A 26,165-nucleotide genomic window follows, 5' to 3' on the forward strand; every position below is an offset into this window, starting at 1 on the left:
CCCCTTTCCGGCCGCCCAAGAGGGGAGTTTTTCCCACCGCGTCCCACCTCGACCGTCGCGAGAATGAGGGCATGGGCGCTTCGGCCCACGTACCGAACAGACAGCAGAGAGGAGCGAGTGGCATGGACCGTACGTTGCAGCTCGGGGGGAACCGCACACCGGAGGAGATCAGGGGATTCTCCGTCGCCGCAGGACTGGTGGGGCTGCGGCGGTCGCTGTCCCTGTGCTGGATGGCGTCGGCGGCCTTCGGCCGTTCCCTGGCGGTCTCGGGAGCGATCAGTTTGGTGGGACCCGGCCTCGGGATGGTGCCGCGCGCCATGGAGGGCCTGCGCAGTCTGGCCGCTCGGCAGCGCGAACTGGCGCTGCGCTGGTCGGGTGTGGAGATCCCGGGCCCGCCCGGGCCGCTGCCGCCCGCACCCACGGGCGCCTCCGGGGCGGTCGCCCGCTACCGGTGGATCATGAGTGACCCGCAGACGCGGCGCGAGTACGTCTGGGTGCTGGCCGACCCGCTGGCCGGCGCGTTCCTTGCCTTCTTCCCGATCGCCCTGATCCTCAGTGGGGTGTGGGGCATCTTCCTCGCCTTCTTCGGGGTGCCGCTGTCCGCGGAGTGGAACGGCCTGTGGTACCAGTTCATCCCGATCGAGGGCCAGGCCACCGCCGTACTCGCCGGTGCGCTCGGCGTTCTCCAACTGCCGCTGGCACTGTGGTCGGCGCCGCGCGCCGTGCGCCGGCACGCGCTGTACACCCGCGCGATGCTCGCTCCGAGCGAGAGCGAGCTGATGGCCAGCCGCATCGAGCACCTGGCCACCACCCGTTCCGACGCCGTCGACACACAGATGGTCGAGATTCGCCGTATCGAGCGCGACCTGCACGACGGGGCCCAGGCACGCCTGGTGGCGATGGGCATGACCCTGGACGCCGCCGAGCACCTCGTGGAGACCAACCCCGAGGCCGTCCGGGCCCTCCTCATCGAGGCGCGCGAGTCCTCCTCCAAGGCGCTGCAGGAGCTGCGCGACCTGGTCCGCGGCATCCACCCGCCGGTCCTCGCCGACCGTGGACTCGCCGACGCCGTACGGGCGGCGGCCATGGTCTGCCCGGTCCGCACCGAGGTCCAGGTCGACCTGCCGGGCCGGCCCGAGATGCCGGTGGAGTCCGCCGCGTACTTCGCGATCTCGGAGATCCTCACCAATGTCGCCAAGCACTCCGGTGCCGACCGGGCGTGGATCGACATCCGTTACGATCGCGGAATGCTGCGCATCACCGTCACCGACGACGGTCACGGCGGCGCCGATGTCTCACGCGGCACCGGTCTGCGGGGCATCGAACGCCGGCTCGCGACCTTCGACGGGGTGCTGGCCGTGAGCAGCCCCGTGAACGGACCGACGATGGTGACGATGGAGCTTCCGTGCGTATTGCCCTCGCCGAAGACCACTTCCTCCTGAGGGACGGCCTTGTCCGACTGCTCGGCGCCCACGGCCACGAGGTCGTTGCCGCCGTCGACAACGGTACGGAGCTGCTGGACGCGCTCATCAGCGAGCGGCCGGACGTCGCTGTCGTCGACGTCCGGCTGCCGCCGACGTTCACCGACGAGGGGCTGCGTGCGGTGCTGACGGCCCGTGAGCAGATGCCGGACCTGCCGGTCCTGCTGCTCTCGCAGTATGTGGAGCCGCTCTATGCGAGGGAGTTGCTCTCCAGCGGGGGCCGGGGCGTCGGCTACATGCTGAAGGACCGTGTGACCAACGGGGCCCAGTTCCTGGACTCCATCCACCGTGTGGCCGCGGGCGGCACCGCGATGGACCCCGAGGTGATCTCCAAGCTCCTGGTCCGCAAGGAGCGCGACGAGGCCGTCGGCAGCCTCTCCGAACGCGAGCGCGAGGTCCTGGAGTGGTTGGCGCGGGGCAACTCCAACGCGGGGATCGCACAAGGCCTGTTCATCTCGGAGAAGGCTGTCGCCAAGCACATCAGCAACATCTTCACCAAGCTCGGTCTGCTGCCGACGGACAGGGACAACCGCCGGGTGCTGGCGGTGCTGACCTATCTGGACCAGTGAGGCGCTGGTCTGCCCGCGGCGCCGGAGGCGGTAACGCTTCCGGAGGTCATGTGGGCAAGTGGGGGGCATGTGTGAGTGAGTGACGAGGGCGGCTCGGAAGAAGACCGGGCCGGGTGTCGTCCGGCCTGGTCACTTCGCGTCCGCATAGCACTCCACCACCGCCGTCGTGAACGGGAACCGCACCGGCGTCGGTCCGAACGTCAGCCGTCCCGCCAGCTCGGCCGCGTCCCGGATCGCCGCGACGACGGTGGCGGCCTCCTCTTCGGGACAGTGCACGATCACCTCGTCGTGCTGGAAGAAGACCAGCTCGGCCGTCATGTCCGCGCAGGTCTGCCGCAGCCCGGCGAGCAGCAGCAGGGCCCAGTCGGCGGCGCTGCCCTGGACGACGAAGTTGCGGGCGAAGCGGCCCCGGGCGCGGGCGTTGGTGGACGCGTAGCCCGGCACCCACTCCTGCGGGTGGTCCACGGAGTCGGAGAGGCCGGAGGGGTCGTCCTGCGGCAGGCCCGCCTCCTCGGCGCCGTCGGCCGCGCCGGCCGCGGGCGGGCAGGTGCGGCCCAGCCAGGTCCGCACCAGCCGGCCCTCCTCGCCCGCGCGGGCCGCGTCGTCGACGTACGCCACCGCGCCGGGGAAGCGGCGTCTGAGCGCGGCGAGGTTCTTCAGGCCGTCGCCGGAGGTCTGGCCGTACACCGCGCCGAGCACGGCGAGCTTGGCCTGGGCGCGGTCGCCGGAGAAGGCGCGGTCGGAGACCGACTGGTAGAGGTCGCTCTCCCGGCCGGCCACCTCCATCAGACCGGGGTCGCGGGAGATCGCTGCCAGCACGCGCGGCTCCATCTGGTCGGCGTCGGCGACGACCAGCCGCCAGCCCGGGTCGGCGACCACGGCCCGCCGGATCACCTTGGGGATCTGCAGCCCGCCCCCGCCGTTGGTCACCCAGCGTCCGGTGACGGTGCCGCCGGCCAGGAACTCGGGCCGGAACCGTCCGTCCCGCACCCAGTCCTGGAGCCAGGACCAGCCGTGGGCGACCCAGATCCGGTACAGCTTCTTGTACTCGATCAGCGGTTTCACGGCCGGGTGGTCCAGCGACTCCAGCTCCCACCGGCGGGTGGAGCCGACCTTGACGCCCGCCTGCCCGAACGCCTTGACCACGTCCGCGGGCAGGTCGGGCCGCACCCGGCGGCCGAACGCCGCCGACACCTCCTCCGCCAGCTCGGTCAGGCGGCGCGGCTCGCCCCCGCCCGCATACCGCTCGCCCAGCAGGTCGTGCAGGACCTCGCGGTGCACGTCGGCCCGCCAGGGGAGCCCCGCGTGGTTCATCTCGGCGGCCACGAGCATCCCCGCCGACTCGGCCGCGGTCAGCAGCCGCATCCGGTCGGGATACGCGGCCCGTTCGTGGCGGCGCTGCTGCTCCGCGTAGACGGCGAGCAGGTCGGACAGCGGGAGATGGACGAGATGGACGGCCTGGGGCTCGAAGAGCGAGGACTGCGCGCCGGGCTCGGCGGAGCGCTGCGGCGGATCGGGCGGTACGGGCCCGCCGCGCAGCCGGGCCAGGGCGGCGGCGGCCGAGTGCGGCTCCCCGTACCGCCCCTCGTGGCCGAGCAGGAGGGTCTCGGCGGCCTCCACGTCGTAGCACCGCTCCACTCGCACCCCCGCGGCGAGCAGGCGCGGGCCGGTCTCGGCGGTGGACCGCCACACCCAGCGCGCGACGTCCGGCCGGCTCCGCACGGCCTCGGCGAGGCCGGGCTCCCGCCGCACCGGACCGGCGGGCAGCCCGTCGGGGCCGAGGGGGGCGACGTCCACGCCACCGTCCTCGGCCACCGCGAGCGCCCATCTTTCGGCCATGTCGCGAGTGTCGCACCAGGGTCTGACAACGACTCTCGCGGCGACCGGCCCTCAGCCCTCTTCGTGCAGGGGCCCGGACTCCCCGGACTCCTCAGCCTCCTCAGCCTCCTCAGCCTCCCCAGCCTTCTCCGTGACCTTGATGAACTCCGCCAACGCCTCGGTGATGTACCGCTCGGCGGCCTCCTTGCCGAGGCCGAGGCCGCTGAGTACGCCGTCGCCGTGCTCGTGCTCCAGCAGGGCGAGCAGGATGTGCTCGGTGCCGATGTAGTTGTGGCCGAGGCGCAGGGCCTCGCGGAAGGTGAGTTCGAGGACCTTCTTGGCCGCGGGGCCGTAGGGCACCAGCTCCGGGACCTCCGCGGCGGCCGGCGGGAGGGCCCCGGTCGCCGCCTCGCGGATCGCGTCGAGGGTCACGCCCTGCGCGCCGATCGCCTTCGCGGAGAGGCTCTCGCGTTCGGTGACCAGGCCGAGGACGAGGTGCTCGGGCAGGCCCTCCGCGTTGCCGGCGGTCTTGGCCGCGTTGTGGGCGGCCATCACGGCGTTGCGCGCGCGGGGTGTGTAGCGGCTGAATCCCTGGCTCGCGTCCAGGTCGGCCGACTCCTTGGGCACGAAGCGCTTCTGCGCCGCCTGCCGGGTGACACCCATGCTCTTGCCGATGTCCGTCCAGGACGCGCCCGAACGCCGGGCCTGGTCCACGAAGTGGCCGATGAGGTGGTCGGCCACCTCACCGAGGTGCTCCCCGGCGATGACGGCGTCCTGGAGCTGTTCCAGGGGCTCCGGATGCACCTTCTTGATCGCGGTGATGAGGTCGTCGAGTCGTACGGATGACGTGATGCTCGGGTTCGTCGTCATGTGTCAACCGTAGGTTGCGCTCTACTGGAGTGTCAACCGATGGTTGACACTCCATGGCACTCCACTACCGGCCGGTGGAAGTCGTGGCACCATCGCCGGGTGAGTACGCCCCCGACCCCGACCGTCGAACGCGCCTTCGAGGCCGCTCTGTACGACACCGCCGACGACGCCCTCGACACCGCCGCCTCGCTGCTCGCGGCCGACCCGGCGGCGGACGCGGAACTGGCCAGGCGTGGCGAGGAGTTCGTGGCCACGGCGTGGCGGCGCGGCTGGCAGCCCGCCGACCTCGTACGGATCGTGCGGCGCGAACTGGACGCCGTGCACGTCGGGCTGGTGGCCGCGCTGATCCGCGCCCAGGCGCCGCACGACCGTGCACGCGGGCCTCGCTGGGCCGCGCAGCTCGACGACGTACGGGACGCGGACGGGACGGCGCCGCCCCGCACCGACCGCTTCTCGCACGCCACCGCCGTGGTCGAGCTGTACCGCTTGCTGCTGCGGCTGCCCACGCTGGAGCCCCTGGAGCCCTTCGACGCGGCGGCGACGACGCCGCAGCGGGGCCGGGCGAACCGGCCGGAGTCCCGCGCCCTCGCCCGCATTCGCGCGCTGCTCGCCAAGGCGGAGGCGACCGGGTATCCCGAGGAGGCGGAGGCGCTGAGCGCCAAGGCGCAGGAGCTGATGGCCCGGCACAGCGTCGACGAGGCACTGCTGGCCGCGCACGCGCCCTCCCCCGATGCGCCGGGCGCCTGCCGGATCGGGGTGGAACCGCCCTACGAGCAGGCCAAGGCGGTGCTGCTGGACGCGGTGGCCGACGCCAACCACTGCCGGGCCGTGTGGAACGAGCCCCTCGGCTTCTCCACCGTCGTCGGCTTCGAGACCGACCTGGAGGCGGTCGAACTCCTCTACACCTCGCTGCTGGTGCAGGCCGAGGCCGCGATGACGAAGGCGGAGGCCACTCAGCGGGCCGGTGGACGGGGGCGCACCAAGACCTTCCGCCAGTCCTTCCTCGCCGCCTACGCCCACCGCGCGGGCACCCGGCTGCGGGCCGCCGCCGAGCAGGCCACCGCCGGGACCGGCACGGCGACGGACGTGGATCTCCTGCCGGTCCTCGCCTCCCGCGAGGTCGCGGTCACCGACCGTGTGGAGCGCATGTTCCCGCAGACGACCACGACCCGGCTGCGCGGCGCCGGTGACGAGGCCGGGTGGACGGAGGGCACCCGCGCGGCCGACCGAGCCCGGGTCGGCCGCCGTCGGCCGCTGACGTAGACCCGTCGGTGAGGCCGGGGCGGCCCGACGGCCGGGGTGGCCAGGGCGGCGGACGCCGTTCAGGAACCGGGACCGGCTGCCCGTCGGCCGCTGACGTAGACCTGTCGGGGCGTCGGGGTGGCCAGGGCGGCCGGGGCGGCGGACGCCGTTCAGGAACCGATGCCGGCCGTCGGCAGGCCGGGCGGCAGCGAGCCGCCCTCGGACCTGGTGTACGTCTCCGCGCCCAGACCGCCCTGCCACGTCACCTTGAGCGATGTCCCGTCGACCGACTCGACGGTGCCCACGGCCCGGTCGTCGCTGCCGTCGGTGCACTTCAGGCGGATCGTCCGGGTGCCGGAGTCCTCGCCGGCGGTGCCGCTGCACACGGTCCCGCCGGTGGCGAAGAGGGCGGCCTTGTCCCCGGTGACCATCAGCGCGACGGCATGGCCGTCCGTGGTGGCCAGCCAGCTTCCCTCGAGTTCGCTCGCGGCGGACGGCGATCCGCCGGGATCCGTGCTCGCGGACGCGCTCGGCGCCGCCGAGGACTTGTCGCCGCCCGCCGAGCCCCCGCCCGAGCCGCCGTCGCCGTCGTCGGAGTCACCGCCGTCGTCGGTACACGCGGTCAGGGCCAGCGCGCCCATCAGCCCGAGGGTCACGGCGGCGGCCCGTACGGACCGCCGCGCCCGTCGCGGTACCTGCCCGTTCGAGCCCGCCGTACTCGTCGCGTTCGCCGTGCTCGCCGTACTCTCCGCAGTCACCCACGTCACCGGAAGCTCCAAGCTGTAGCCGGACGGCCGGTTCGGCCCCGAACAGCCGCAAGCTACCAGGACGACTTTCGGACCCCCGGCAGATGCCCGGCGTGTGCCTGCTCACGCAGATTCACCCGGGACAGCCCGAAGACGCGGAAGTAGCCGCGCGGGCGCCCGTCGACCTGATCGCGGTTGCGTACCCGCACGGGGCTCGCGTCGCGCGGCTGCCTGCGCAGTTCCCGTTGGGCGGCGAGCCGTTCGGCCTCCGTGGAGGAGGGCCGGCGGACGATCTCCTTGAGTTCGGCCCGGCGCGCCGCGTACCGCGCGACGATCGTCCGCCGCTGCTCGTTCTTCGCGATCTTGCTCTTCTTCGCCATCAGATCCTCACTCCACGGGCACGCATACGCGCCACTGCGGCCTCGACGCCGATCGCGTCGACCGTCCTGATCGCCTTCGTGGACAGCCGCAGCCGGACGTGCCGACTCTCGCTCGGCAGCCAGTAGCGCTTGGTCTGGATGTTGGGGTCGAAGCGGCGGGAGGTGCGCCGGTGGGAGTGGGAGATGCGGTTGCCGAAGCCCGGCTGGGCGCCGGTCAGCATGCAGTGGGCGGACACGGGTGACGTACCTCTCCTTCAGGCCGGACGGGCCAGTTGGTAATGGCATTCATTTTCAGTAAGATAGCAGCATGGCACGCAACGAACTCCGCCCGGTCATCAGACTCCGGTCCACCGCAGGGACCGGCTTCACCTACGTCACCCGCAAGAACCGCCGCAACGACCCGGACCGGCTGACCCTGCGCAAGTACGACCCGAAGGCCGGCCGGCACGTCGACTTCCGAGAGGAGCGCTGAGACGCCATGCGCAAGGGAATCCACCCCGAGTACCGCCCGGTCGTCTTCCGAGACCGCGCCGCGAACCACGCCTTCCTCACCCGCTCGACCATGACGAGCGAGCGCACGGTCGACTGGGCGGACGGCAACACCTATCCGGTCGTCGACGTCGAGATCTCCGACGTCAGCCACCCCTTCTACACCGGCACCGCCCGCGTCCTGGACACCGCCGGACGCGTCGAGCGCTTCGAGCGCCGGTACGGGAAGCAGGACGGGGCATGAGTCACCCGGACCGCCCCGGACCGCCGGTGGTGATCGTCGGCGGGCTGCACGCCGAGGCCCGCAGGGCGGCCGTGGCGCGGCTGCTGACCGACGTGCCCGGCAGCGTCGTCCTCCACCACGACCTGGCGACGGCCACCGCGGGCACGGTCGTACGCACCGTGCGGGACGCCACCGGCATCCTCTCCGCCGGCGAGGCACCCCTCGTCAACGACTGCGCGTGCTGCGCCCTGCGCGAGGACCTCGTCCCCGAGCTGGTCCGGCTCGCGGAGGCCGGAGGCACCCCGCTGGCGGTCGTCGAGCTGTGGGACTCCGTCGAGCCCAAGGCGATGGCGGAGGTGGTGACCGCCGGCGGCTTCACCGTCACCGGCGTGATCACCGCCGTCGACCCGGCACTCGTACTGCCGTACCTCGCCAACGGCGACGACCTCGCCGAGGGCGGCCTCGCCGCCGCGGCCACCGACCTGCGCACCGTCGCCGACACCTTCGCGCGCCAGCTCGAGTACGCCCCCGTCCTGGCCCTCGCCGACTCCCTCCCGGGCTCCCTCCCAGGCTCCCCGGAGGCCGACGACGAGGACCGCGAGCTGCTCGTGCAGTTGCATCCGACAGCCCGCCGGGTCCCGATCGGTCACGGGAACCCGGCGGGCGCGCCGGCCCCGTCCCCCTCCGTGTCCACTTCTGTGTCCCCCGCTGTGTCCTCGCCCTCCGAGCTGGCGCGGGCCGCCCTCGCCGGGTTCGACGTCGAGGCCGCGGCCGCCGCCCAGCACCCGGCCTGCGCCCTGCTGCCCGCCGAGGCCGACGCGCACGGCGTCGCCACCCTGGTCTGGCACCGCCGCCGCCCCTTCCATCCGGAGCGGCTGTACGCGGCCCTCGAGGACCTGACCTGCGCCGCGGTCCGCAGCCGGGGCCGGTTCTGGCTCGCGGGCAAGGGGGACACGCTGCTGCACTGGGACGCCGCGGGCGGGGCCCTGTGCGTGGAGAGCGCGGGTCCGTGGCTCGCCTCGCTCCCCGACGCCGCCTGGGAGCTGGTGCCGCCCGTGCGCAGGGCCGCCGCCGCGCTGGACTGGCACCCCGAGCACGGCGACCGCTGCCAGCACCTGGTCTTCACGTCGCCCGGCCTCGACCGCGACGGCCTGGAACGGCTCCTGGAGTCCTGCCTGCTGACCGACGCCGAGTACGCCGCCGGGCAGGCCGCCTGGGAGCGGCTGCCGCCCGCCTTCGACAGCCTCCTGGAGGTCTGAGCCCGCTCCCGTGAGCGGGCCTCTCGGTGGTGTCGCATCTTGTTGCATATTCTTCGACTTCGGGGGCACATGCGGGAACGACTTCCCGTGAGCGGGCGTCAAAGAGAGCAGGGCTCGTAAAGCGGCTCGTAAAGCGGCTCGGTAAAGCGGTCGTCAAAGCTGTAACCGCGGGAACACCGCGCGTGCACGTGCATTTGCTCATGCATCTGCACGTGAACGGGGTTATGATCCGGATCAGTTGACCACTGCATCAATGGCCACATCAGCCAGTGCACCACCGGGGAGCGACCTGTGGACCACGACGTGTACGACGACGTGTACGACGACGTGTACGACGACGTGTACAACGGCATGGCCGCCACGCAGTTGCACGACGCGGCCTGGCAGAAGAGCCGGCACAGCAACTCGCAGGGCTCCTGCGTGGAGTTCGCGCGGCTGCCCGACGGCGCGGTGGCGGTGCGCAATTCCCGCTTCCCCGACGGCCCCGCGCTCGTCTACACGCGTGCCGAGATCGAGGCCATGCTGCTGGGCGTCAAGGACGGGGAGTTCGACCACCTGATCGCGAGCTGAGCGCGGGTCACTCGCCGTGCTGCCGGAGCCGGAACAGGGCCCAGACGACCTTGCCGTCGAGCGTCCCGGCGAGCGGGTGCCAGCCCCAACTGTCGCTGAAGGAGTCGACGAGGAACAGGCCCCGGCCCGACTCCGCCGAGAAGTCGTCCGTCTCCCTGGCCACCGGGCTGTCGTGACTGGGATCGCGCACCGCGCACACCAGCCGCTCGGTCCAGCGCATCAGATGCAGACGGACGGGACCGTTGCGATCCTCGTTTCGCGGGGTGTCCGCAGGCAGCGCGTGCCGCAGGGCGTTGGTGACGAGTTCGGAGACCACCAGGCAGACGTCGTCGAGGCGGTCGTCCATGTCCCAGCCGTCGAGGGTTCTGCGAGTGAACTTCCGGGCGTCGCGCACCGCTTCGTACCGTGCCGGCAGGGCGCAGGAGGCGGCGTTCGACACGGCTGCGGGGTCGAGTGGCGGAAGGCCCTGCCTTAACGGCTCGAGCATGGTCGATCCATTCGTCCCCATGCGAGGCACTCCCGGGAGTTCGCGGTCGTAGCGATGCGGCGCGGTGGTGCGGGGACCATGGTTTCGGATGCGTACCGCAGATGCAAGGGCAGATGCACGTGCACGTGACCGAAATGGACCTGCCCGTACCGCTTGTTGGGCAATTTTTCCGTCATCTTCGCCACCCCTTCATCTCTCTCGACGTCCGGTTCTGACCCCGTCCGTGCATGATCCTGCGCGTTTCCTTTGGCTCGATTCCGTTTCCGTAACCGGACGAGTACTGCTCGGAGTGTTTTAGTGGCAGACTTCGGCCTCTGAAGACGGTTGGGGAGGCTGGCGAACGTGAGCGCGGGAGAGCCCGGATCGGTGGTGCGGCGCATGCTGCTCGGATCACAACTCAGGCGGCTGCGTGAGACGCGAGGGATCACGCGAGAGGCGGCGGGTTACTCGATCCGCGCCTCCGAATCGAAGATCAGCCGGATGGAGTTGGGCCGGGTGAGCTTCAAGACTCGGGATGTCGAGGACCTGCTGACGCTGTACGGCATCACGGACGAGCAGGAGCGCGCCTCCCTGCTCTCCCTGGCCAAGGAGGCCAATGTCGCGGGCTGGTGGCACAGTTACTCCGATGTGCTGCCCAGTTGGTTCCCCACCTATGTGGGCCTGGAGGGCGCCGCCTCGCTGATCCGGGTCTACGAGGTGCAGTTCGTGCACGGCCTGCTCCAGACCGAGGAATACGCCCGCGCGGTCGTCCGGCGCGGCATGAAGGGCGCCGGCGAGGCGGACGTCGAGCGGCGGGTGGCGCTGCGTCTGGAACGGCAGAAGCACCTCGTCTCGGAGAGCGCGCCCGAGTTCCACATCGTGCTCGACGAGGCCGCCCTGCGTCGCCCGTACGGCGACCGCGAGGTGATGCGGGGCCAGCTCCAGCACCTCATCGAGATGTCCGAACGCCCCAATGTGCGCCTCCAGATCATGCCGTTCGGCTTCGGCGGGCACTCCGGCGAGAGTGGCGCGTTCACGCTCCTCAGCTTCCCCGAGTCCGACCTCTCGGACGTCGTCTACCTGGAGCAGCTCTCCAGCGCGCTGTACCTGGACAAGCACGAGGACGTCACCCAGTACGAGACGGCGCTGAAGGAACTCCAGCAGGACAGTCCGGGCCCGGACGAGAGCCGGGACCTTCTGCGGGGACTCCTTCAACTCTCATAAAACATAAGTACGATGACGCTCATTCAGGCGGCTCGCTCGGCTCGCTCGCGGCGGCTGCGGCAGCTAAGGGGATTGAGGGATCTCATGTCGTCGTACTTCACCGACCTCGCTCAGCAGTACATCGACGGCGAGTGGCGCCCGGGCACCGGCTCCTGGGACATCATCGACTTCAACCCGTACGACAACGAGAAGCTGGCCTCGATCACCATAGCCACGGCCGACGAGGTCGACGCCGCCTACCGGGCCACCGAGCGGGCGCAGAAGCAGTGGGCCGCGACGAACCCGTACGCGCGCCGCGGGGTCTTCGAGAAGGCGCTGCGGCTGGTGGAGGAGCGCGAGGACGAGATCAGCGAGGCGATCGTCGCCGAACTGGGCGGCACCCGCCTCAAGGCCGCCTTCGAACTGCACCTCGCCAAGGAGTTCCTGCGCGAGGCGGTCCACCTGGCGCTGCGCCCCGAGGGCCGGATCATCCCCTCCCCGGTCGACGGCAAGGAGAACCGCGTCTACCGGGTGCCGGTCGGTGTCGTGGGCGTCATCAGCCCCTTCAACTTCCCCTTCCTCCTCTCCCTGAAGTCGGTCGCCCCGGCCCTCGCCCTGGGCAACGGCGTCGTCCTCAAGCCGCACCAGAACACGCCGATCGTCGGCGGCACCCTGGTCGCGAAGATCCTCGAGGACGCCGGGCTGCCGGGCGGGCTGCTCAACGTCGTGGTCACCGACATCGCGGAGATAGGCGACGCCTTCATCGAGCACCCGGTCCCCAAGGTGATCTCCTTCACCGGCTCCGACAAGGTCGGCCGCCACGTGGCCACGGTGTGCGCCGCGAACTTCAAGCGCTCGATCCTCGAACTGGGCGGCAACAGCGCCCTGGTCGTCCTGGACGACGCCGACGTCGACTACGCGGTCGACGCCGCCGTCTTCAGCCGGTACGTCCACCAGGGCCAGGTCTGCATGGCCGCCAACCGCGTGCTGGTGGACCGCTCGGTCGCCGACGAGTTCACCGAGAAGTTCGTCGCCAAGGTGAAGACCCTCAAGGTGGGCGACCCGCGCGACCCGTCGACCGTCATCGGCCCGGTGATCAACTCCTCGCAGGCCGACGCGGTCTCCGGCGTCGTCGAGCAGGCACTCGCCGAGGGCGCCAGTGCCCTGGTGCGCGGCTCGGTCACCGACAACCTGGTCGAGCCGTCGGTCCTGACCGGCCTGCCCGCCGACTCCGCGCTGCTGCGCCAGGAGGTCTTCGGCCCGGTCGCCTTCCTCGTCCCCTTCGACGGCGAGGAGGAGGCCGTACGCCTCGTCAACGACACCCCGTACGGGCTGAGCGGCGCCGTGCACACCGGGAACATCGAGCGCGGGGTCAACTTCGCCAAACAGATCGACACCGGCATGTTCCACGTCAACGACGGCACCGTGCACGACGAGCCGATCGTGCCCTTCGGCGGCGAGAAGCACTCCGGCCTCGGCCGCCTCAACGGCGACACCATGCTGGACTCCTTCACCACGCAGAAGTGGATCTCGGTACAGCACGGGCGCAGCGGATTCCCGTTCTGAGCCGCACAGCCTCGGCAGACGTGCATCTCGGTGCACAGTAGATGCATGTCTGCCATGTACCCCATTGCCGAAGCCAGGGGCCAGCTCGGTGAGCCGGCCCGGCGAGCCGCGCAGCACGAACGCATCACGCTGACCGACCGGGGTGTACCAGCCGCTGTCCTTGTGTCGCCGGCAGAGTTGGAGGACATCGAGGACGCACTGGCGCTGGCCCGCTCGGAGCGTGACCGCGCGCTCGGGCGCAAGGAGGCTCCCGTCCCGCACGCCGAGGCGCGCCGCGTCTTGCTGGAGGCGGCCGGGCGGCGGGACCCACGGCTGTAGGGCTCCCGTGCCTGGATAGTCGACCACCGGCGGCTCCACCACGGCCGATGGCGCATCCTCTACCGTCTCGACGCGGAGGCCCGCACGCTGTACATCGAGCACGTCGGCCGCAAGGAGACCTGAGCGGGCACGAGTCGCTGGACGGCGCCTCGCCCCCGGACCTGGTGGCGAGGGACGAGGGCGCCCCCGCCTAACCTGGACCCCATGTCAGCGATCCGTCTCCTCGTGCTCGGCGCGGTCCGCCAGCACGGGCGGGCCCACGGCTACCAGGTGCGCAACGACCTGGAGTACTGGGGCGCGCACGAGTGGTCCAACGCCAAGCCCGGCTCGATCTACCACGCCCTCAAGCAGATGGCGAAGCAGGGACTGCTGCTCGCGCACGAGATCGCGCCGTCCACGGCGGGCGGGCCGCCGCGCATCGAGTACGAGATCACCGAGCGGGGCACCGAGGAGTACCTCACCCTGCTGCGCGCCTATCTCACCGCCTACGACCAGCGGCCGGACGTGCTCACCGCGGCGCTCGGCTTCATGGTCGACCTCCCGCGTGAGGAGGCCCTCGCGCTCCTCGAGGAGCGGGTGCGGAAGATCGGGGAGTGGCGCGCCTCCGTCACCGAGTACTACATGCCGGCCGAGGGGCCCGGCCAGTACGGGCACATCGGCGAGATCATGAACTACTGGGTCCACTCGGCCGACTCCGGCGCCGAGTGGACCCGCGGCCTCATCGAACGCGTCCGGGGCGGCGCGTACACGTTCGCCGGCGAGGGCGAGCCGTTCGTCGGCGTGCTGGCCGAGGGCAAGGAGAACCCGTTCGCGGCGGGCCGGCCGCACTACGGGGACGCCCGCTAATCAAGTTTGACCAATCGAGGAAGGCGCGTTACCTTCGCCGGGTAGTCAAATTTGCTTAGCGAAGTTTGTTCAACGAAGGGGGAGTGAGTGACAGTGGCCGACGCGGCGATCACCGTCGAAGGTGCACGCAAGAAGTACGGCGGCAAGAACGCGCTCGACGGACTCGACCTCACGGTCGCGCGCGGCACGGTGCACGGCGTGCTGGGCCCGAACGGCGCGGGCAAGACGACCCTGGTCCGGATCCTGTCCACCCTGCTGCGGCCCGACGCGGGCCGCGTCGAGGTGGCCGGACACGACGTCGTCGCCGACGCCTACGCCGTACGGCTGCGCATCGGCCTGCTCGGCCAGCACGCGGCACTCGACGAGGAACTGGGCGGCCGGCAGAACCTGGAGATGTTCGGCCGCCTGCACCACCTGGGCGCCCGGCGGGCACGCGCGCGTGCCGACGAACTGCTCGCGCGCTTCGACCTCACCGACACCGGACGCAAGCCGGTCAGCGCCTACAGCGGAGGCATGCGGCGCCGCCTCGACCTGGCCGCGTCCCTCATCACCGAACCGGAGGTCCTCTTCCTGGACGAACCGACCACGGGCCTCGACCCGCGCGGCCGCGCCGAGGTGTGGGACTCGGTCCGCTCCCTGGTCGGCGCCGGTACGACGGTGCTGCTCACCACCCAGTACCTGGAGGAGGCCGACCAGCTCGCCGACCGCATCTCGGTCGTCGACGCCGGCCAAGTCGTCGCCGACGGCACGGCGGACGAGCTGAAGGCGGCCATCGGCGGCGACCGCGTCGACATCGTCCTGCGCGACGCGGGCCAACTGGGCGCCGCCGTCGCCCTGCTGCCCCTCACCGGCGTCCGCGTCGACCCCGACCGCCGCCTCCTCAGCGCCCCGGTCACCGACCGCATGGCGGCCCTCTCCGGCGTCGTACGGGCGCTGGCGGAGGCCGGCCTCGAGGCGGAGGACGTGGCCCTGCGCCGCCCGACCCTGGACGAGGTGTTCCTGCACCTCACCGACCGCACCAAGGAGGCCGTGTGAGTACCGGCGTGAGTAACGGCGTGAGCACGGGCAGCACGAACCCGGCGGCGTACGCCCTGACCGACTCGTGGACCATGACCCGCCGGGAACTGGCCCGTTGGGCGCGGCAACCGGTCGCGGTCGTCGTCGGCCTGGTCTTCCCGGTCATGCTGCTGCTGATGTTCGGCTACCTCGTCGGCGGCGGCCGGGGCGTGAACGGCGACTACGTCGACTACCTGGTCCCCGGCATGCTGGCCCTCACCATGGCCTTCGGCCTGGAGGGCACCATGATCGCCGTCACCCGGGACCTCGACAAGGGCGTCGTCGACCGCTTCCGCTCCCTGCCGATGGCCAACGGCGCGGTCCTGGTGGGCCGTTCCGCCGCCGACATGCTCCAGTCGGCGCTCGGCCTGACGGTACTGATCGCGGTCGGGTACGCGCTCGGCTGGCGGGCCCACGGCGGCCCGGGTGCCTTCCTGGGCGCGGTGGGCCTGCTCCTGCTCTTCCGGTTCGCCATGCTGTGGGTCGGCATCTACCTGGCCATGGTGGCGGGCAAACCGGAGCTGGTGCAGGCGGTGCAGATCCTGGTCTGGCCGGTCGGCTTCCTCTCCAACGCCTTCGCCACGCCCGACTCCATGCCGGGCTGGCTGGGCACGGTCGTCGAGTGGAACCCGATGTCCCAGACCGCCACGGCCGTACGCGACCTCTTCGGCGGCCCCGGCGGCGAGTCCGGCCACGTCTGGGCGGCGATCGCCTGGCCGCTGGCGCTGCTCGCGGTGTTCTTCCCCCTGGCGGTGCGGAGGTTCGCGCGGCTCAGCGGCTGACTGTTCTGCCGTGGAGGTTGCTGATGGGCTCGGCGCGAAGTAGTTTGTGTCACGCACTACTCGGTACAGTGACCGCATGAACAGCACACAACCGGTGGCGCACGAGACCGAGGTCATCCCCGCGGACGCCACAGTCGACGCGCTCGTTCAGCTCTCCTTCCGTGTGCACCACATCCTCGGCAGAATCGGCGCGGAGCACGACCTGTCCGTGGTGCAGATCCGGATGCTGGGCGTGCTGCGCGACCGCGAGCCGAGCATGCTCGCCCTGGCCGGCCACCTCGGGCTGGACAAGTCCTCCACCACCGGGCTCGTCTCCCGCGCGGAAAAGCGCGACCTTGTCCGGCGGGCCAGGGGCCTCCGCGACGGGCGGTCCGTCACCGTCAGCCTCACCGCCCACGGCCGGGCCGTCGTCAACATCTGCGCGCGCGACGTCGAGCGGGAGATCAACGGGCTCGTCGCCCCCCTGTCGGACCGCGCCCGCCAGCAGCTCGTGAGCGGCATCTCCGAGATCCTCACCTCCCACGACGCTTCCTGACTCGGGCGCGCGACGCGCGACGCGCGGCGAGCGACGAGCGGCGCCGGTCAGACATAACACCCATTTGACTTAGTGCGTGCCACGTACTATCTTCGATTTTAGTACGTGGCGCAAACTAAAAGAGGGTGCCGGACCCGTTGCCGGCTCACCACACCGGCCCTCAGACGGGAGACGCGTATGTATGCGGCCGTTGTCCGATCCTTCGATGCTCCGCCCCGCTTCGAGACGTTCCAGACCCCCTCCCCGCAGGGCGAGCACGAGATCCTCGTCGATGTCGTGGCCGCCGGGCTGCACCCGCGTGTGCGGTCCTCCGCCGACGGCTCCCACTACACCTCCGACGGCGCGCTGCCGATGGTCCCGGGCATCGATGCCGTGGGCCGCACCGGCGACGGGGAGCTGCTGTACTTCGTCGCCCCCGACGGCGCCGTGGGCACCATGGCCGAGAAGGCCGTCGTCGACCGGCGGCGCGCCATCACGCTGCCCGCGGACACCGATCCCCTCGCGGTCGCGGCGGCGATGAACCCCGGCATGTCTTCCTGGGTGGCCCTGCGCAGTCGGCTGAACCTCCAACCCGGCGTCGGCGTGCTGGTGATGGGCGCCACCGGCAACGCCGGTCGCCTCGCCGTGCAGATCGCCAAACTCCTCGGCGCCGACCGTGTCGTGGGAGCGGGCCGCTCCCACGAGCGCCTGCAACTCCTCAAGGACCTCGGCGCCGACGCGGTCGTCCCGCTCAACAGCGACAGCGACGGCGACGAGACCGCGACCGCGCTCGGCCGCGAAGCCGGAGACATCGACGTCGTCATCGACTACCTCTGGGGCCGGCCCACCGAACAGGCCGTCCCTGCGCTCCTCAAGGCCCGCACGGACCGATCAAAGGCACTGCACTGGGTCCAGATCGGCTCCATGGCCGGTCAGGAGATCAACCTGCCCTCCGCCTTCCTGCGCGCAGGCAATCTCAACCTTCTCGGGAGCGGCCAGGGTTCCGTCGGCACCCACGCCATCCTGGCCGAACTGCCCGCGCTCGCCCACGAGATCAGTACCGGCGCGCTGACCGGTGAGTCGGTGGCCGTGCCGCTGCGGCAGGTCGACGAAGCCTGGGGCATGCACGTCTCGCCGAGTCAGCGCATCGTCCTGACCAACGACTGAGGGGGACACGCCGCCCTGAAGTACGACTACGGCAGGCCCTCCTTCGGGACCCAGCCCGGTGCGTCAAGGCGTACGGGCCGGGCGCCGACCAGCGTCCTCAGGTGCGCCTCAAGGGCCGCCAGCTCGTCGGAACCGATGCGTGCCTTCCACTGCTCGCGCAGCTCGTCGAAGATCGCTTCTCCTTGTCGCAGCAGCTCGTGGCCGCGCGGGGTGACGCTCAGGCGCTTGCGGCGGCGGTCGAGCGGGTCGGTGCCCTGTGTCACGTATCCGCGCTCCTGCAGCACCGTGATGGTCTTCGCCGCCGCCTGCTTGGAGACCGACAGGCGCCGCCCGAGCTCGGAGGCGTTGTCCGCGCCGGCGGTGATCGCTCGCATCGCGAAGTCATGGACGGGACGTACGTCCTCGTAGCCGCGGCGGGCCAGCTCGGCGGTCGCGGCGTCCGCCAGCGAGCGGAACCCTCCGAGCAGCAGCAGGGCGAGATCAGCGCCGGATCGTGACATGGGGGAAGCCTACGACCATGGACAAGGACAACCTTGTTGTCTATCGTATTGGACAACAAGGTTGTCGAGCTGAGGAGAAGAATGAACGCCACGCTCCCGGGTGTCACGCACCACCGCGCTGAGGTCAACGGGACCCGGCTGCACTACGCGGCGGCGGGAACCGGCGGATCGCCGGTCCTCCTGGTCCACGGTTTCCCGGAGACCTGGTGGACCTTTCACAAGCTGATCCCGCTCCTCGCGGCGTCCCACCGGGTCTTCGCCGTCGACCTGCGCGGTTTCGGGGACTCCGGCAACGGACCGGGCGAGTACGACAGCGGGACCTCGGCCGAGGACCTGCACCTGCTCATCGAACAGCTCGACGTCGGCCCGGTCCACCTGACCGGTCAGGACATCAGCGGGGCGACCGTCTTCCGGCTGGCGGCCACCCACCCGCAGGACGTGCTCAGCCTCACCGCGATCGAGATGGGCCTGCCCGGATTCGGCCTCGAAGCGCTGGCCGACGTCACCCGCGGCGGCACCTGGTACATCGGTCTGCTCGCCGCACCCGGCATCCCCGACATGCTCCTGACCGGACGTGAGCGGGAGTTTCTGGGGGAGGCCGCGTTCCGCGCCATGAGCGCGACGCCAGGAGCCGTCAGCGACGCCGACATCGAGGAATTCGCCCGCACCTATGCCCGTCCCGACGGCTGGCGCGGCGCGATCGGCCTCTATCGGTCGATGCTGCGGGAGGGCTCCGAGATCAAGGCTCTCGCCGGCACGCACGCCCTGAAGGTGCCCGTACTCGCGGTCGGTGCGGGCGGAGGCCCCTTCACGGCCAACACCATGTCCCAGGCCGCCGCGGCAACCGACGTGAGGTCGGTGTCACTCGACGGTGTGGGGCACTACGCCGCGATGGAGGCTCCCACGGAACTGGCGACGGCCATCCTCGATTTCGTCGGAGACGTCGACGCTGCCGGGGTCCGCGACTGAACAGTCAGCTCCCGTCCTGCCCGGTACCGGCCTTGACGTCCGCATGCCCGAGGAGACGGCCACCTCTGCTCTCCGCGATCCGGATCACGTCGGTCAGGGCCTCGCTCATGCGGGCAAGGACGTAGCGGAGCTGGCCGGACGTCACATCCGGGTCGTCCAGCATGTCGGCCACGTGGTCGAGGAGGTCGCCGGCCATGCCGAGTTGGACGCTCTCGACGGTGTCGGCGGCCCGGGAGAGGCGTCCGCTGCCGTCGGTCAGGAGATAGCAGGGCTTCCCCTCGGGTCCTGCCCAGGGCAGGAGTCGGGCGGGGGTGAGGGCGTGGTGTGTCATGCGGTCAGTCCCAGGCAGTGCGTCGGGTGCGGGTGCGGGGGCAGGTGGATGCCCCGTGGAGCGATCAGCAGGGAACGGCGCCGTGCTTGTCGATGCCGTTCCTGTTCTCGGCGCTCGTGCGCGATGAGGTAGGGGCGTACGAGGTTGTGGTCCTCGCCGCGAAGGGGGCGTGCGCCGAACTGGCGCGGGGCCGGGCCCTCGGTGGGCGGGAGTGGAGGGTCGTATCCGTCCCGTGCGTCGAGGCGACGTCGTCCCGTACCGGGGGCGACGAGGCTGAGCAGCGGTTCGAAGAGGCGGGCGATGAGACCGAGCATGGCGTGACTCCGTGATCGATGTCGCGTTCTGTAGCGATCGACATACAGAGTGAAACGGCCCGTATTAGGCTCGCCAGGGGGTTCGAGGTGACAGGGCATTTGGCACAGGGGAGTTGATCTCGTGGGCACCAACTACGGCGACTGGCTCAAGGAGCAGCGCGAGGGGGCGGGGCTGACGCAGCAGCAGTTGGCCGAGGCGGCGGTGATGACTCGAACGCACATCGCGCACATCGAGGCGGGGCGCCGGGTGCCGTCGAAGGAGGACGCGCGGCGCCTGGACAACGCCCTGAACACGGGGAACGTGCTGAGCCGGTTTCTGCCGCAGGAGGAAGCGGCCGTCGCGGACTACTTCGAGGCGGCCCGGCTGCTCGAACAACAGGCGTTGATGATCCGGGAGTTCGCGCTGTCGTTCGTGCCGGGCATCCTGCAGACGGAAAGGTACGCGCGTGCGGTTCTGAGCACGTCGTTCCCTCCGGTGAGTGAAGAGGAACGTGACAGGCTCGTTGTCACACGCCTGGAGCGGGCGAAGGTCCTGGACGATCCGGTGACGCCCGTAGTGTGGGCGCTGCTGGACGAGGCGGTGCTGCGGCGGGTTGTCGGTGGCCGGGAGGTCATGGCGGAGCAGCTCATGCACATGGTCCGGCTGGTGGAGAGCGGCCGGGTGCGAGTCCAGGTGCTGCCGTTCGACGTCGGTTTCCATCCGCTCATGGAGAGCATGCTCACGCTGATGGACTTCGAGGATCAGCCACCAGTGGCGTATGGCGAGGGTTCGCACATGGGCAAGCTCCACGACTCCCCGTCTGTGGTTCGGACGTTGGAGGGGCGTTACGCTCTGGCGCTAGGCGATGCACTGCCGCTCAAGGAGTCCCTGGCCCTGCTCAGGGCTACAGCGAAGGACTATGAACACCATGACTGATCGCGTCATGATCAATGCAGCGATAGCAGCGGGCTGGAGAAGGTCCTCCTACAGCAACAGTGAGGGCGGTAGCTGCCTCGAAGTGCTCGACGGCCACCGCCAGGGCGTCCCCCTTCGCGACTCGAAGAACCCCCACGGCCCCGCAGTGATCGTCCCTGCCCCGGCCTGGTCGGCGTTCGTCACGGCGGTCAGGAGCGGCGAGTTCCCCTCCTGACCCACCGGCGGAGCCATCAGTGGTGGAACCCTGTCGCCGCGCCCTTGTCCCGGGTCAGCGGGCCCGACTGGCGGCGCAGCTCCGGGAGCAGGCGCTCCAGGTCGGCCAGGAGCAGGTCGGCCATGTCGGTCGAGAAGCCGTTGCGGCACACCACCCGGAGTACCGACAGGTCCTCGCGGTGCGGCGGGAAGGTGTACGCCGGCACCAGCCAGCCGCCCTCCCGCAGCCGCCGGGACACGTCGAAGACGTCGTACGCCGTCACGTCGTCGGCCGTTGTGAAGGCGAACACCGGCAACTGGTCGCCGCGCGTCAGCAGCCGGAAGTCGCCGAGCGCCGCCACCCGCCCGGCGAGCGAGCCCGCGATGTCCCGCGCGGACTGCTGCACGGCCCGGTAGCCCTCGCGGCCCAGCCGCAGGAACGTGTAGTACTGCGCGACCACCTGCGCGCCGGGCCGGGAGAAGTTCAGCGCGAAGGTCGGCATGTCGCCGCCCAGATAGTTGACCCGGAAGACCAGCTCCTCGGGCAGCGCGTCCGAGTTCCGCCACAGGGCCCAGCCCACGCCCGGGTAGACCAGCCCGTACTTGTGCCCCGAGGTGTTGATCGAGGCGACGCGGGGCAGCCGGAAGTCCCAGGCCAGGTCCTCGTCGAGGAAGGGCGCGACCATGCCGCCGGAGGCCCCGTCGACGTGCACCGGGATGTCGAGGCCGGTGCGCTCCTGGAGGGCGTCCAGGGCGCCGCACAGCTCGGCGATGGGCTCGTAGGAGCCGTCGAAGGTGGAGCCCAGGATGCCGACGACCCCGATCGTGTTCTCGTCGCACAGCTCGGCGGCGGCCTGCGGGTCCAGGTGGAAGCGGTCGCCCTCCATCGGGACCTGCCGGGTCTCCACCTCCCAGAAGTTGCAGAACTTGTCCCAGCAGACCTGGACGTTCACGCCCATGACGAGATTGGGCCGCACGTCCTTCGCGGGATAGCGGTCGGCGTTGCGCAGCGCCCAGCGCCGCTTCAGCGCCATCCCGGCCAGCATGCACGCCTCGCTCGACCCGGTCGTCGAGCAGCCGACGACCGCCGACGGGTCGGGCGCGTGCCACAGGTCGGCGAGCATCGCCACGCATCGCCGCTCCAGCTCGGCGGTGCGCGGGTACTCGTCCTTGTCGATCATGTTCTTGTCGCGGCACTCACTCATCAGCACCCCGGCCTGCGGCTCCATCCAGGTGGTGACGAAGGTGGCCAGGTTCAGCCGGGCGTTGCCGTCCAGCATCAGCTCGTCGTGGACCAGCCGGTACGCGCTCTCCGGCGGCAGCGGGGAGTCGGGCAGCCGGTGGGAGGGCGGGGCCTCGGTCATGCCGCCGAGCGGGTTCGCCGCCGCGTGGAAGGGGTTCACGGCGAGCCGGCGCCGGTCACGATCGTTGTCGTGGGACGGGCGGGGCCCCTGGTGCAGTGACATGCAACCGACGGTAGGTCCGGGCCCCGGACCCCGCACCCGGGGACGTACCGGCGGGCACGGGCTTGCACCTCACGTCGCGTGAGGCGGTGGTCTCCCGTCGGCGTCAGTGGACCGGTGCGAGACGGCCGGTGCCGGGGTGCCCGGCGCCGAGGTGGGCGGTGAGGAAACGGGCGGCGCGGTCGAGTGCGGCGTCCGCCTCGTCGAGACGGCCGTAGTGGAGCTGGTAGACGTGGGGGAGGCCGGGCCCGACTTCGAGCGTGACCTCGACGTCGTCGGCGCCCGCGCGGCCGGCCAGCCGGACCGCGTCGTCGAGCAGCACCTCGTTCGCACCGGCCTGCACGAGGAGCGGGGGCAGCCCGGTGAGGCCGGCGAAGACCGGGCTGGCCGGGGGGACCGTCCGGTCGCCCGCGCCGACGTAGAGATCGGCGTAGGCGCGCAGGTCGGCCTGGGTGAATATGGGGTCGGCGCCTTCCTTGGAACGGATGCTCCCTCCGGTGAGGGTGAGATCGGTCCAGGGGGAGAAGAGGACCAGGGCGGCCGGCTGTGGAAGCCCGGCCTCCCTGGCCGCGAGCAGCGTGGCGACGCTCAGCCCGCCACCGGCGGAGTCACCGGCCATCACGAGGTCCCGTGGGTCAGTACCCGTCGACAGCAGTTCGCGATAGGCGGCGAGCCCGTCGTCGACGGCCGCGGGGAAGGGGTGCTCGGGCGCCAGCCGGTAGTCCACCGACACCGCGCGCAGCCCGCCGCGGCGGGCCAGTTCGCCGACCAGTCCCGCGTGGGTGTCGGGTGAGCCGACGACGTAGCCGCCGCCGTGCAGGTAGAGCAGCCGGCCGGGGCCGGAGGCCGTGTCCGGCTCCAGCTCCAGGGCCGGCCGCCCGCCCAGGACGGTCCCGCGGGTGACCACCCCTTCCGGGGCGGGGCGGGTGAGGGCCGCGGCGAAACCCTCGCGCTGCTCTTCGGGAGTGGGCCGCGTCTCGGTGCGAGGGGCGGAACGGAGCAGGGCGTCCAGGGCGTCGCGCTGCTGTCGGGACATGCGGGGCCTCCATGGGTCGGCGTGCGAGAATGGATTCCTGGGAATTCATCTGTTCGGGCCAACCGCATTCCAGGGAAGATGATTCCTGGGAATCTACTGGAGTTTTCGTGAGCCACGTCACCCCGGCCTTCGTCGACCTGGTCCGCGTCGAGACCCGGCTCTACAACGCGGTGAGCGCCCGGCTGCGCGCCGAACAAGAGCTGGGTTTCGGACAGTTCGAACTTCTGGAGATCATCGACCGCGTGCCGGGGTGTCGCGTGCTCGACATCGCCGGCGAACTCGCGATCACCGTCGGGGCCGTCAGCAAGGCGGTCGACCGGCTGGTGGCCGCGGGCTGGTGTCTGCGGGTCGCGCACCCCCAGGACCGCCGCTCGTCCGTGCTCCGCCTGACCCCCGAGGGCGATCGGCGGCTGGCGGCTTCCCGCCCGGTGGTCGAGAGCGCCCTCGCCTCGCTGACCGCGGCGGTTACTCCCGACGATCTGAGCCGCATCGCCTCGGCCCTGGCCACCCTGCGCGCGTCCCTCGAAGCGGGCTCCCACGGCCGCCCGGGCTGAGGGGGGCGGGACGGCGACGGCCGACTCGGCGCAATCGGGAACGCACGGGCTTGCACCTCACGTCACGTGAGGCGGCAGCGTGGAGGGCGTCAGAGAAAGGAGCGGAAGTGAGCTACTCCGTGGGACAGGTGGCCGGCTTCGCCGGAGTGACGGTGCGCACCCTGCACCACTACGACGACATCGGCCTGCTCGTACCGAGCGAGCGCAGCCACGCAGGCCACCGGCGCTACAGCGACGCCGACCTCGACCGGCTGCAGCAGATCCTGTTCTACCGGGAGCTGGGCTTCCCGCTCGACGAGGTCGCCGCACTGCTCGACGATCCGGCCGCGGACCCGCGCGCGCACCTGCGCCGCCAGCACGAGCTGCTGACCGCCCGGATCGGGAAACTGCAGAAGATGGCGGCGGCCGTGGAGCACGCCATGGAGGCACGCAGCATGGGCATCAACCTCACGCCCGAGGAGAAGTTCGAGGTCTTCGGCGACTTCGACCCCGACCAGTACGAGGAGGAGGTCCAGGAACGCTGGGGCGGCACCGACGCCTACCGCCAGTCGCAGCAGAAGGCCGCCTCGTACACCAAGGAGGACTGGCAGCGTATCCAGGACGAGGCCGACGAGCTCACCCGGCGCTTCGTCGCCCTGATGGACGCCGCCGAGCCCGCCGACTCCGAGGCGGCCATGGACGCCGCCGAGGACCACCGGCAGGGCATCGCCCGCAACCACTACGACTGCGGGTACGAGATGCACACCTGCCTGGGCGACATGTACGTCTCGGACGAGCGTTTCACGCGAAACATCGACGCCGCCAAGCCGGGCCTCGCCGCCTACATGCGCGACGCGATCCTCGCGAACGCCGTCCGGCATACCCCCTGAACGGTGGCCGTGGCCCGGGTCTCACCCCCGGGTCCCACCCCGGGTCTCATTCCCGGGCCACGACCACCGCCGTCCCGTACGCGCACACCTCGGTGCCCACGTCCGCCGCCTCCGTCACGTCGAAGCGGAACGCCAGCACCGCGTTGGCCCCACGCGCGCGTGCCTGCTCGACGAGCCGCTCCATCGCCTCGTTGCGGGTCTCGACCAGCGTCTTGGTGAGTCCGCGCAGCTCACCGCCGACCAGCGACTTCAGCCCGGCGCCGATCTGGCTCCCCAGGTGCCGGGAGCGCACGGTCAGTCCGAAGACCTCCCCGAGCACCTCCTGCACGCGGTGGCCCGGCAGTTCGTTCGTGGTCACGACGAGCACTTCGGGCTGCGGACCCTGGCCGCCGCCGTATTCTTCAATACCCATGGTTCACAGGCTTCCCCCGGGAACGTCACAGCGCACCCCGAGGAGCCCGGTGGAACCTGGGGTGCCACGGCTGCGTTGTACGTTTGGGCAGCCAGGTCCAGCCCGCCTCCCCCAGCAGCAGGAGCCACAATCCCGTGACCACCCTTGCGCTCGGTCCCGAGTGGATCAGCCCGGACTATCTGATCGAGACGTTCAGTCTGCCGGGCATCCTGCTCATCGTCTTCGCCGAGTCCGGACTCTTCGCCTTCCTGCCCGGCGACTCGCTGCTGTTCACCGCGGGCCTCTTCGTCGCCCAGGGCCAGTACATCAGCCAGCCGCTGTGGCTGGTGTGCACGCTGATCGTGGCCGCCGCCGTCCTCGGCGACCAAGTCGGTTACATGATCGGCAAGTTCTTCGGTCCCAGGCTTTTCAGCCGTCCCAACTCCAAGCTCTTCAAACAGGAGAATCTGGAGAAGGCACACGAGTTCATGGACAAGTACGGTCCCAAGGCGATCGTCCTGGCGCGCTTCGTCCCGATCGTGCGCACCTTCGCGCCCATCGTGGCGGGCGCCGGCCGCATGAAGTACCGCACCTTCCTCACGTACAACGTCATCGGCGGCGTCGCCTGGGGCACCGGCGTCACCCTCGCGGGCTACTGGCTCGGCCAGATCGAGTTCATCCGGGCCCACGTCGAGGGCATCCTCGTCCTGATCATCCTGGTCTCGGTCGTCCCGATCGCCATCGAGTACCTGCGGGAACGCAAGAAGAAGCAGCGCGCCGCGGCGGCGGAACCGACCTCTCCGGCGCCCCAGCAGCAGCACCAGCACCAGCATCAGTACCCGGTCATGGACGACGCCACGACCCAGCTCCGCCGCGTGGACCCGTACGACCAGCCGCAGCAGCCCCAGCAGCCTCAGCAATACCAGCAGCCGCAGCAGTACCAGCAGCCCCCGCAGCAGCCGTACGCCCAGCAGTACCCGCAGGGATACGGCCAGCAGCCCTACGGAGACCAGCAGGGCGGGCAGTACCCGTACAACGGGGAGTACTGACAGCACTCCCCGAGCT

Annotated in this window: 33 protein-coding genes; 21 read left to right on the forward strand and 12 right to left on the reverse strand. The window is 70.9% G+C overall.

Annotated elements, in window-relative coordinates:
* The first annotated feature begins 122 nt into the window (after window positions 1-122).
* Window positions 123-1,442: a histidine kinase gene (locus KUM40_RS12675; protein WP_217165928.1), complete on the forward strand. Its 1,320-nt coding sequence runs from the start codon at window positions 123-125 to the stop codon at window positions 1,440-1,442.
* Window positions 1,406-2,050, forward strand: coding sequence for a response regulator transcription factor (locus KUM40_RS12680; RefSeq protein ID WP_217165929.1), 645 nt, complete (start codon window positions 1,406-1,408; stop codon window positions 2,048-2,050). The genes KUM40_RS12675 and KUM40_RS12680 overlap by 37 nt, the downstream gene beginning before the upstream one ends.
* Before the next feature lie 129 nt (window positions 2,051-2,179).
* Here KUM40_RS12680 and KUM40_RS12685 read toward each other — a convergent pair whose 3' ends face one another.
* On the reverse strand, window positions 2,180-3,889 hold the full coding sequence (locus KUM40_RS12685; protein WP_217165930.1) for a bifunctional 3'-5' exonuclease/DNA polymerase: 1,710 nt from the start codon (window positions 3,887-3,889) through the stop codon (window positions 2,180-2,182).
* A gap of 51 nt (window positions 3,890-3,940) precedes the next feature.
* A complete protein-coding gene (locus tag KUM40_RS12690) occupies window positions 3,941-4,738 on the reverse strand; it encodes a Clp protease N-terminal domain-containing protein (protein ID WP_217165931.1) in 798 nt (265 codons plus the stop codon).
* Between the two features lie 99 nt (window positions 4,739-4,837).
* On the opposite strand from KUM40_RS12690, the gene KUM40_RS12695 reads away from it, so the two are divergent.
* Window positions 4,838-6,001 carry a DUF2786 domain-containing protein gene (locus KUM40_RS12695; protein WP_308401128.1) on the forward strand — a complete coding sequence of 388 codons (1,164 nt, stop codon included), beginning with the start codon at window positions 4,838-4,840 and terminating at the stop codon, window positions 5,999-6,001.
* A gap of 149 nt (window positions 6,002-6,150) precedes the next feature.
* On the opposite strand, the gene KUM40_RS12700 is transcribed toward KUM40_RS12695, so the two are convergent.
* The 3 genes from KUM40_RS12700 to rpmB are packed head-to-tail and all read right to left on the reverse strand — an operon-like array spanning window position 6,151 to window position 7,342.
* Entirely contained in the window at window positions 6,151-6,747 is a 597-nt protein-coding gene (locus KUM40_RS12700; RefSeq protein ID WP_308401129.1) for a hypothetical protein, read from the reverse strand.
* A gap of 53 nt (window positions 6,748-6,800) precedes the next feature.
* Complete coding sequence (gene rpsN / locus KUM40_RS12705) at window positions 6,801-7,106, reverse strand: 30S ribosomal protein S14 (RefSeq protein ID WP_217165933.1); 306 nt, start codon at window positions 7,104-7,106, stop codon at window positions 6,801-6,803.
* Window positions 7,106-7,342, reverse strand: a complete 237-nt coding sequence (gene rpmB, locus KUM40_RS12710; RefSeq protein WP_217165934.1) for a 50S ribosomal protein L28 — start codon at window positions 7,340-7,342, stop codon at window positions 7,106-7,108. Before rpmB ends, rpsN begins: the two co-directional genes overlap by 1 nt.
* 71 nt (window positions 7,343-7,413) lie before the next feature.
* Between rpmB and rpmG the strand changes: the two genes are divergently transcribed.
* The 4 genes from rpmG (at window position 7,414) to KUM40_RS12730 (ending at window position 9,647) form a co-directional block, all read left to right on the forward strand.
* Window positions 7,414-7,578 carry a 50S ribosomal protein L33 gene (gene rpmG / locus KUM40_RS12715; RefSeq protein WP_217165935.1) on the forward strand — a complete coding sequence of 55 codons (165 nt, stop codon included), beginning with the start codon at window positions 7,414-7,416 and terminating at the stop codon, window positions 7,576-7,578.
* A 6-nt stretch (window positions 7,579-7,584) separates the two neighbouring features.
* Window positions 7,585-7,839: a type B 50S ribosomal protein L31 gene (locus KUM40_RS12720; RefSeq protein WP_217165936.1), complete on the forward strand. Its 255-nt coding sequence runs from the start codon at window positions 7,585-7,587 to the stop codon at window positions 7,837-7,839.
* The gene (locus KUM40_RS12725; protein ID WP_217165937.1) at window positions 7,836-9,077 is read left to right on the forward strand and encodes a GTP-binding protein; all 1,242 of its coding nucleotides are present in this window, start codon (window positions 7,836-7,838) and stop codon (window positions 9,075-9,077) included. Before KUM40_RS12720 ends, KUM40_RS12725 begins: the two co-directional genes overlap by 4 nt.
* A 291-nt stretch (window positions 9,078-9,368) precedes the next feature.
* Window positions 9,369-9,647: a DUF397 domain-containing protein gene (locus tag KUM40_RS12730; RefSeq protein ID WP_374227376.1), complete on the forward strand. Its 279-nt coding sequence runs from the start codon at window positions 9,369-9,371 to the stop codon at window positions 9,645-9,647.
* 7 nt (window positions 9,648-9,654) lie between these two features.
* Here KUM40_RS12730 and KUM40_RS12735 read toward each other — a convergent pair whose 3' ends face one another.
* Window positions 9,655-10,155, reverse strand: a complete 501-nt coding sequence (locus KUM40_RS12735) for an ATP-binding protein (RefSeq protein ID WP_217165938.1) — start codon at window positions 10,153-10,155, stop codon at window positions 9,655-9,657.
* A gap of 357 nt (window positions 10,156-10,512) precedes the next feature.
* Between KUM40_RS12735 and KUM40_RS12740 the strand changes: the two genes are divergently transcribed.
* The 8 genes from KUM40_RS12740 (at window position 10,513) to KUM40_RS12775 (ending at window position 17,565) form a co-directional block, all read left to right on the forward strand.
* Window positions 10,513-11,337, forward strand: coding sequence for a helix-turn-helix transcriptional regulator (locus tag KUM40_RS12740; RefSeq protein WP_217166000.1), 825 nt, complete (start codon window positions 10,513-10,515; stop codon window positions 11,335-11,337).
* An 84-nt stretch (window positions 11,338-11,421) separates the two neighbouring features.
* Window positions 11,422-12,882 (forward strand): aldehyde dehydrogenase family protein, encoded by a 1,461-nt coding sequence (locus tag KUM40_RS12745; protein ID WP_217165939.1) that lies wholly within the window; start codon window positions 11,422-11,424, stop codon window positions 12,880-12,882.
* 45 nt (window positions 12,883-12,927) lie between these two features.
* Window positions 12,928-13,200, forward strand: coding sequence for a type II toxin-antitoxin system prevent-host-death family antitoxin (locus KUM40_RS12750; RefSeq protein ID WP_217165940.1), 273 nt, complete (start codon window positions 12,928-12,930; stop codon window positions 13,198-13,200).
* 204 nt (window positions 13,201-13,404) lie between these two features.
* Window positions 13,405-14,046, forward strand: a complete 642-nt coding sequence (locus KUM40_RS12755) for a PadR family transcriptional regulator (protein ID WP_217165941.1) — start codon at window positions 13,405-13,407, stop codon at window positions 14,044-14,046.
* 93 nt (window positions 14,047-14,139) lie between these two features.
* A complete protein-coding gene (locus KUM40_RS12760) occupies window positions 14,140-15,081 on the forward strand; it encodes an ATP-binding cassette domain-containing protein (RefSeq protein ID WP_308401130.1) in 942 nt (313 codons plus the stop codon).
* Window positions 15,082-15,155: 74 nt separating this feature from the next.
* Window positions 15,156-15,884, forward strand: a complete 729-nt coding sequence (locus tag KUM40_RS12765; protein ID WP_217166001.1) for an ABC transporter permease — start codon at window positions 15,156-15,158, stop codon at window positions 15,882-15,884.
* A gap of 76 nt (window positions 15,885-15,960) precedes the next feature.
* Window positions 15,961-16,419: a MarR family winged helix-turn-helix transcriptional regulator gene (locus KUM40_RS12770; protein WP_217165943.1), complete on the forward strand. Its 459-nt coding sequence runs from the start codon at window positions 15,961-15,963 to the stop codon at window positions 16,417-16,419.
* 177 nt (window positions 16,420-16,596) lie between these two features.
* The gene (locus tag KUM40_RS12775; protein WP_217165944.1) at window positions 16,597-17,565 is read left to right on the forward strand and encodes a zinc-binding alcohol dehydrogenase family protein; all 969 of its coding nucleotides are present in this window, start codon (window positions 16,597-16,599) and stop codon (window positions 17,563-17,565) included.
* A 26-nt stretch (window positions 17,566-17,591) separates the two neighbouring features.
* Here KUM40_RS12775 and KUM40_RS12780 read toward each other — a convergent pair whose 3' ends face one another.
* Window positions 17,592-18,065 carry a MarR family winged helix-turn-helix transcriptional regulator gene (locus tag KUM40_RS12780; RefSeq protein WP_217165945.1) on the reverse strand — a complete coding sequence of 158 codons (474 nt, stop codon included), beginning with the start codon at window positions 18,063-18,065 and terminating at the stop codon, window positions 17,592-17,594.
* Between the two features lie 81 nt (window positions 18,066-18,146).
* Here KUM40_RS12780 and KUM40_RS12785 point away from each other — a divergent pair, with 81 nt between their 5' ends.
* Entirely contained in the window at window positions 18,147-19,034 is an 888-nt protein-coding gene (locus KUM40_RS12785) for an alpha/beta fold hydrolase (RefSeq protein WP_217165946.1), read from the forward strand.
* A 4-nt stretch (window positions 19,035-19,038) separates the two neighbouring features.
* On the opposite strand, the gene KUM40_RS12790 is transcribed toward KUM40_RS12785, so the two are convergent.
* Window positions 19,039-19,365, reverse strand: a complete 327-nt coding sequence (locus KUM40_RS12790) for a hypothetical protein (RefSeq protein ID WP_217165947.1) — start codon at window positions 19,363-19,365, stop codon at window positions 19,039-19,041.
* Window positions 19,362-19,679: a hypothetical protein gene (locus KUM40_RS12795; RefSeq protein WP_217165948.1), complete on the reverse strand. Its 318-nt coding sequence runs from the start codon at window positions 19,677-19,679 to the stop codon at window positions 19,362-19,364. Before KUM40_RS12795 ends, KUM40_RS12790 begins: the two co-directional genes overlap by 4 nt.
* A 121-nt stretch (window positions 19,680-19,800) precedes the next feature.
* On the opposite strand from KUM40_RS12795, the gene KUM40_RS12800 reads away from it, so the two are divergent.
* The gene (locus tag KUM40_RS12800) at window positions 19,801-20,595 is read left to right on the forward strand and encodes a helix-turn-helix transcriptional regulator (RefSeq protein WP_217165949.1); all 795 of its coding nucleotides are present in this window, start codon (window positions 19,801-19,803) and stop codon (window positions 20,593-20,595) included.
* Window positions 20,588-20,809, forward strand: coding sequence for a DUF397 domain-containing protein (locus KUM40_RS12805; protein WP_217165950.1), 222 nt, complete (start codon window positions 20,588-20,590; stop codon window positions 20,807-20,809). The genes KUM40_RS12800 and KUM40_RS12805 overlap by 8 nt, the downstream gene beginning before the upstream one ends.
* A 16-nt stretch (window positions 20,810-20,825) precedes the next feature.
* Here the strand turns inward: KUM40_RS12805 and KUM40_RS12810 are convergent, their stop codons facing one another.
* The gene (locus tag KUM40_RS12810) at window positions 20,826-22,253 is read right to left on the reverse strand and encodes a glutamate decarboxylase (RefSeq protein ID WP_217165951.1); all 1,428 of its coding nucleotides are present in this window, start codon (window positions 22,251-22,253) and stop codon (window positions 20,826-20,828) included.
* A gap of 103 nt (window positions 22,254-22,356) precedes the next feature.
* On the reverse strand, window positions 22,357-23,286 hold the full coding sequence (locus KUM40_RS12815) for an alpha/beta hydrolase (RefSeq protein WP_217165952.1): 930 nt from the start codon (window positions 23,284-23,286) through the stop codon (window positions 22,357-22,359).
* A gap of 107 nt (window positions 23,287-23,393) precedes the next feature.
* On the opposite strand from KUM40_RS12815, the gene KUM40_RS12820 reads away from it, so the two are divergent.
* Window positions 23,394-23,840 carry a MarR family winged helix-turn-helix transcriptional regulator gene (locus tag KUM40_RS12820; RefSeq protein WP_217165953.1) on the forward strand — a complete coding sequence of 149 codons (447 nt, stop codon included), beginning with the start codon at window positions 23,394-23,396 and terminating at the stop codon, window positions 23,838-23,840.
* A gap of 107 nt (window positions 23,841-23,947) precedes the next feature.
* Entirely contained in the window at window positions 23,948-24,709 is a 762-nt protein-coding gene (locus KUM40_RS12825; protein ID WP_217165954.1) for a MerR family transcriptional regulator, read from the forward strand.
* Window positions 24,710-24,755: 46 nt separating this feature from the next.
* On the opposite strand, the gene KUM40_RS12830 is transcribed toward KUM40_RS12825, so the two are convergent.
* Complete coding sequence (locus KUM40_RS12830) at window positions 24,756-25,121, reverse strand: YbjQ family protein (RefSeq protein WP_217165955.1); 366 nt, start codon at window positions 25,119-25,121, stop codon at window positions 24,756-24,758.
* 134 nt (window positions 25,122-25,255) lie between these two features.
* Here KUM40_RS12830 and KUM40_RS12835 point away from each other — a divergent pair, with 134 nt between their 5' ends.
* Entirely contained in the window at window positions 25,256-26,149 is an 894-nt protein-coding gene (locus KUM40_RS12835) for a DedA family protein (protein ID WP_217165956.1), read from the forward strand.
* Window positions 26,150-26,165: the final 16 nt, after the last annotated feature.

This window comes from Streptomyces sp. AC512_CC834 (assembly GCF_019049325.1).
Taxonomy (GTDB): Bacteria; Actinomycetota; Actinomycetes; order Streptomycetales; family Streptomycetaceae; genus Streptomyces.

What these genes read in the sequence shown, in the direction of transcription:
- KUM40_RS12795 (WP_217165948.1), bottom strand. Translation starts at nt 19,679, where the DNA reads ATGCTCGGTCTCATCGCCCGCCTCTTCGAACCGCTGCTCAGCCTCGTC.
- KUM40_RS12775 (WP_217165944.1), top strand. Translation starts at nt 16,597, where the DNA reads ATGTATGCGGCCGTTGTCCGATCCTTCGATGCTCCGCCCCGCTTCGAG.
- KUM40_RS12755 (WP_217165941.1), top strand. Translation starts at nt 13,405, where the DNA reads ATGTCAGCGATCCGTCTCCTCGTGCTCGGCGCGGTCCGCCAGCACGGG.
- rpsN (WP_217165933.1), bottom strand. Translation starts at nt 7,106, where the DNA reads ATGGCGAAGAAGAGCAAGATCGCGAAGAACGAGCAGCGGCGGACGATC.
- KUM40_RS12675 (WP_217165928.1), top strand. Translation starts at nt 123, where the DNA reads ATGGACCGTACGTTGCAGCTCGGGGGGAACCGCACACCGGAGGAGATC.
- KUM40_RS12750 (WP_217165940.1), top strand. Translation starts at nt 12,928, where the DNA reads ATGTCTGCCATGTACCCCATTGCCGAAGCCAGGGGCCAGCTCGGTGAG.
- KUM40_RS12810 (WP_217165951.1), bottom strand. Translation starts at nt 22,253, where the DNA reads ATGTCACTGCACCAGGGGCCCCGCCCGTCCCACGACAACGATCGTGAC.
- KUM40_RS12830 (WP_217165955.1), bottom strand. Translation starts at nt 25,121, where the DNA reads ATGGGTATTGAAGAATACGGCGGCGGCCAGGGTCCGCAGCCCGAAGTG.
- KUM40_RS12770 (WP_217165943.1), top strand. Translation starts at nt 15,961, where the DNA reads ATGAACAGCACACAACCGGTGGCGCACGAGACCGAGGTCATCCCCGCG.
- KUM40_RS12815 (WP_217165952.1), bottom strand. Translation starts at nt 23,286, where the DNA reads ATGTCCCGACAGCAGCGCGACGCCCTGGACGCCCTGCTCCGTTCCGCC.
- KUM40_RS12785 (WP_217165946.1), top strand. Translation starts at nt 18,147, where the DNA reads ATGAACGCCACGCTCCCGGGTGTCACGCACCACCGCGCTGAGGTCAAC.
- KUM40_RS12805 (WP_217165950.1), top strand. Translation starts at nt 20,588, where the DNA reads ATGACTGATCGCGTCATGATCAATGCAGCGATAGCAGCGGGCTGGAGA.
- KUM40_RS12735 (WP_217165938.1), bottom strand. Translation starts at nt 10,155, where the DNA reads ATGGGGACGAATGGATCGACCATGCTCGAGCCGTTAAGGCAGGGCCTT.
- KUM40_RS12685 (WP_217165930.1), bottom strand. Translation starts at nt 3,889, where the DNA reads ATGGCCGAAAGATGGGCGCTCGCGGTGGCCGAGGACGGTGGCGTGGAC.
- KUM40_RS12745 (WP_217165939.1), top strand. Translation starts at nt 11,422, where the DNA reads ATGTCGTCGTACTTCACCGACCTCGCTCAGCAGTACATCGACGGCGAG.
- KUM40_RS12690 (WP_217165931.1), bottom strand. Translation starts at nt 4,738, where the DNA reads ATGACGACGAACCCGAGCATCACGTCATCCGTACGACTCGACGACCTC.
- KUM40_RS12725 (WP_217165937.1), top strand. Translation starts at nt 7,836, where the DNA reads ATGAGTCACCCGGACCGCCCCGGACCGCCGGTGGTGATCGTCGGCGGG.
- KUM40_RS12765 (WP_217166001.1), top strand. Translation starts at nt 15,156, where the DNA reads ATGACCCGCCGGGAACTGGCCCGTTGGGCGCGGCAACCGGTCGCGGTC.
- KUM40_RS12780 (WP_217165945.1), bottom strand. Translation starts at nt 18,065, where the DNA reads ATGTCACGATCCGGCGCTGATCTCGCCCTGCTGCTGCTCGGAGGGTTC.
- KUM40_RS12720 (WP_217165936.1), top strand. Translation starts at nt 7,585, where the DNA reads ATGCGCAAGGGAATCCACCCCGAGTACCGCCCGGTCGTCTTCCGAGAC.
- KUM40_RS12790 (WP_217165947.1), bottom strand. Translation starts at nt 19,365, where the DNA reads ATGACACACCACGCCCTCACCCCCGCCCGACTCCTGCCCTGGGCAGGA.
- KUM40_RS12740 (WP_217166000.1), top strand. Translation starts at nt 10,513, where the DNA reads ATGCTGCTCGGATCACAACTCAGGCGGCTGCGTGAGACGCGAGGGATC.
- rpmG (WP_217165935.1), top strand. Translation starts at nt 7,414, where the DNA reads ATGGCACGCAACGAACTCCGCCCGGTCATCAGACTCCGGTCCACCGCA.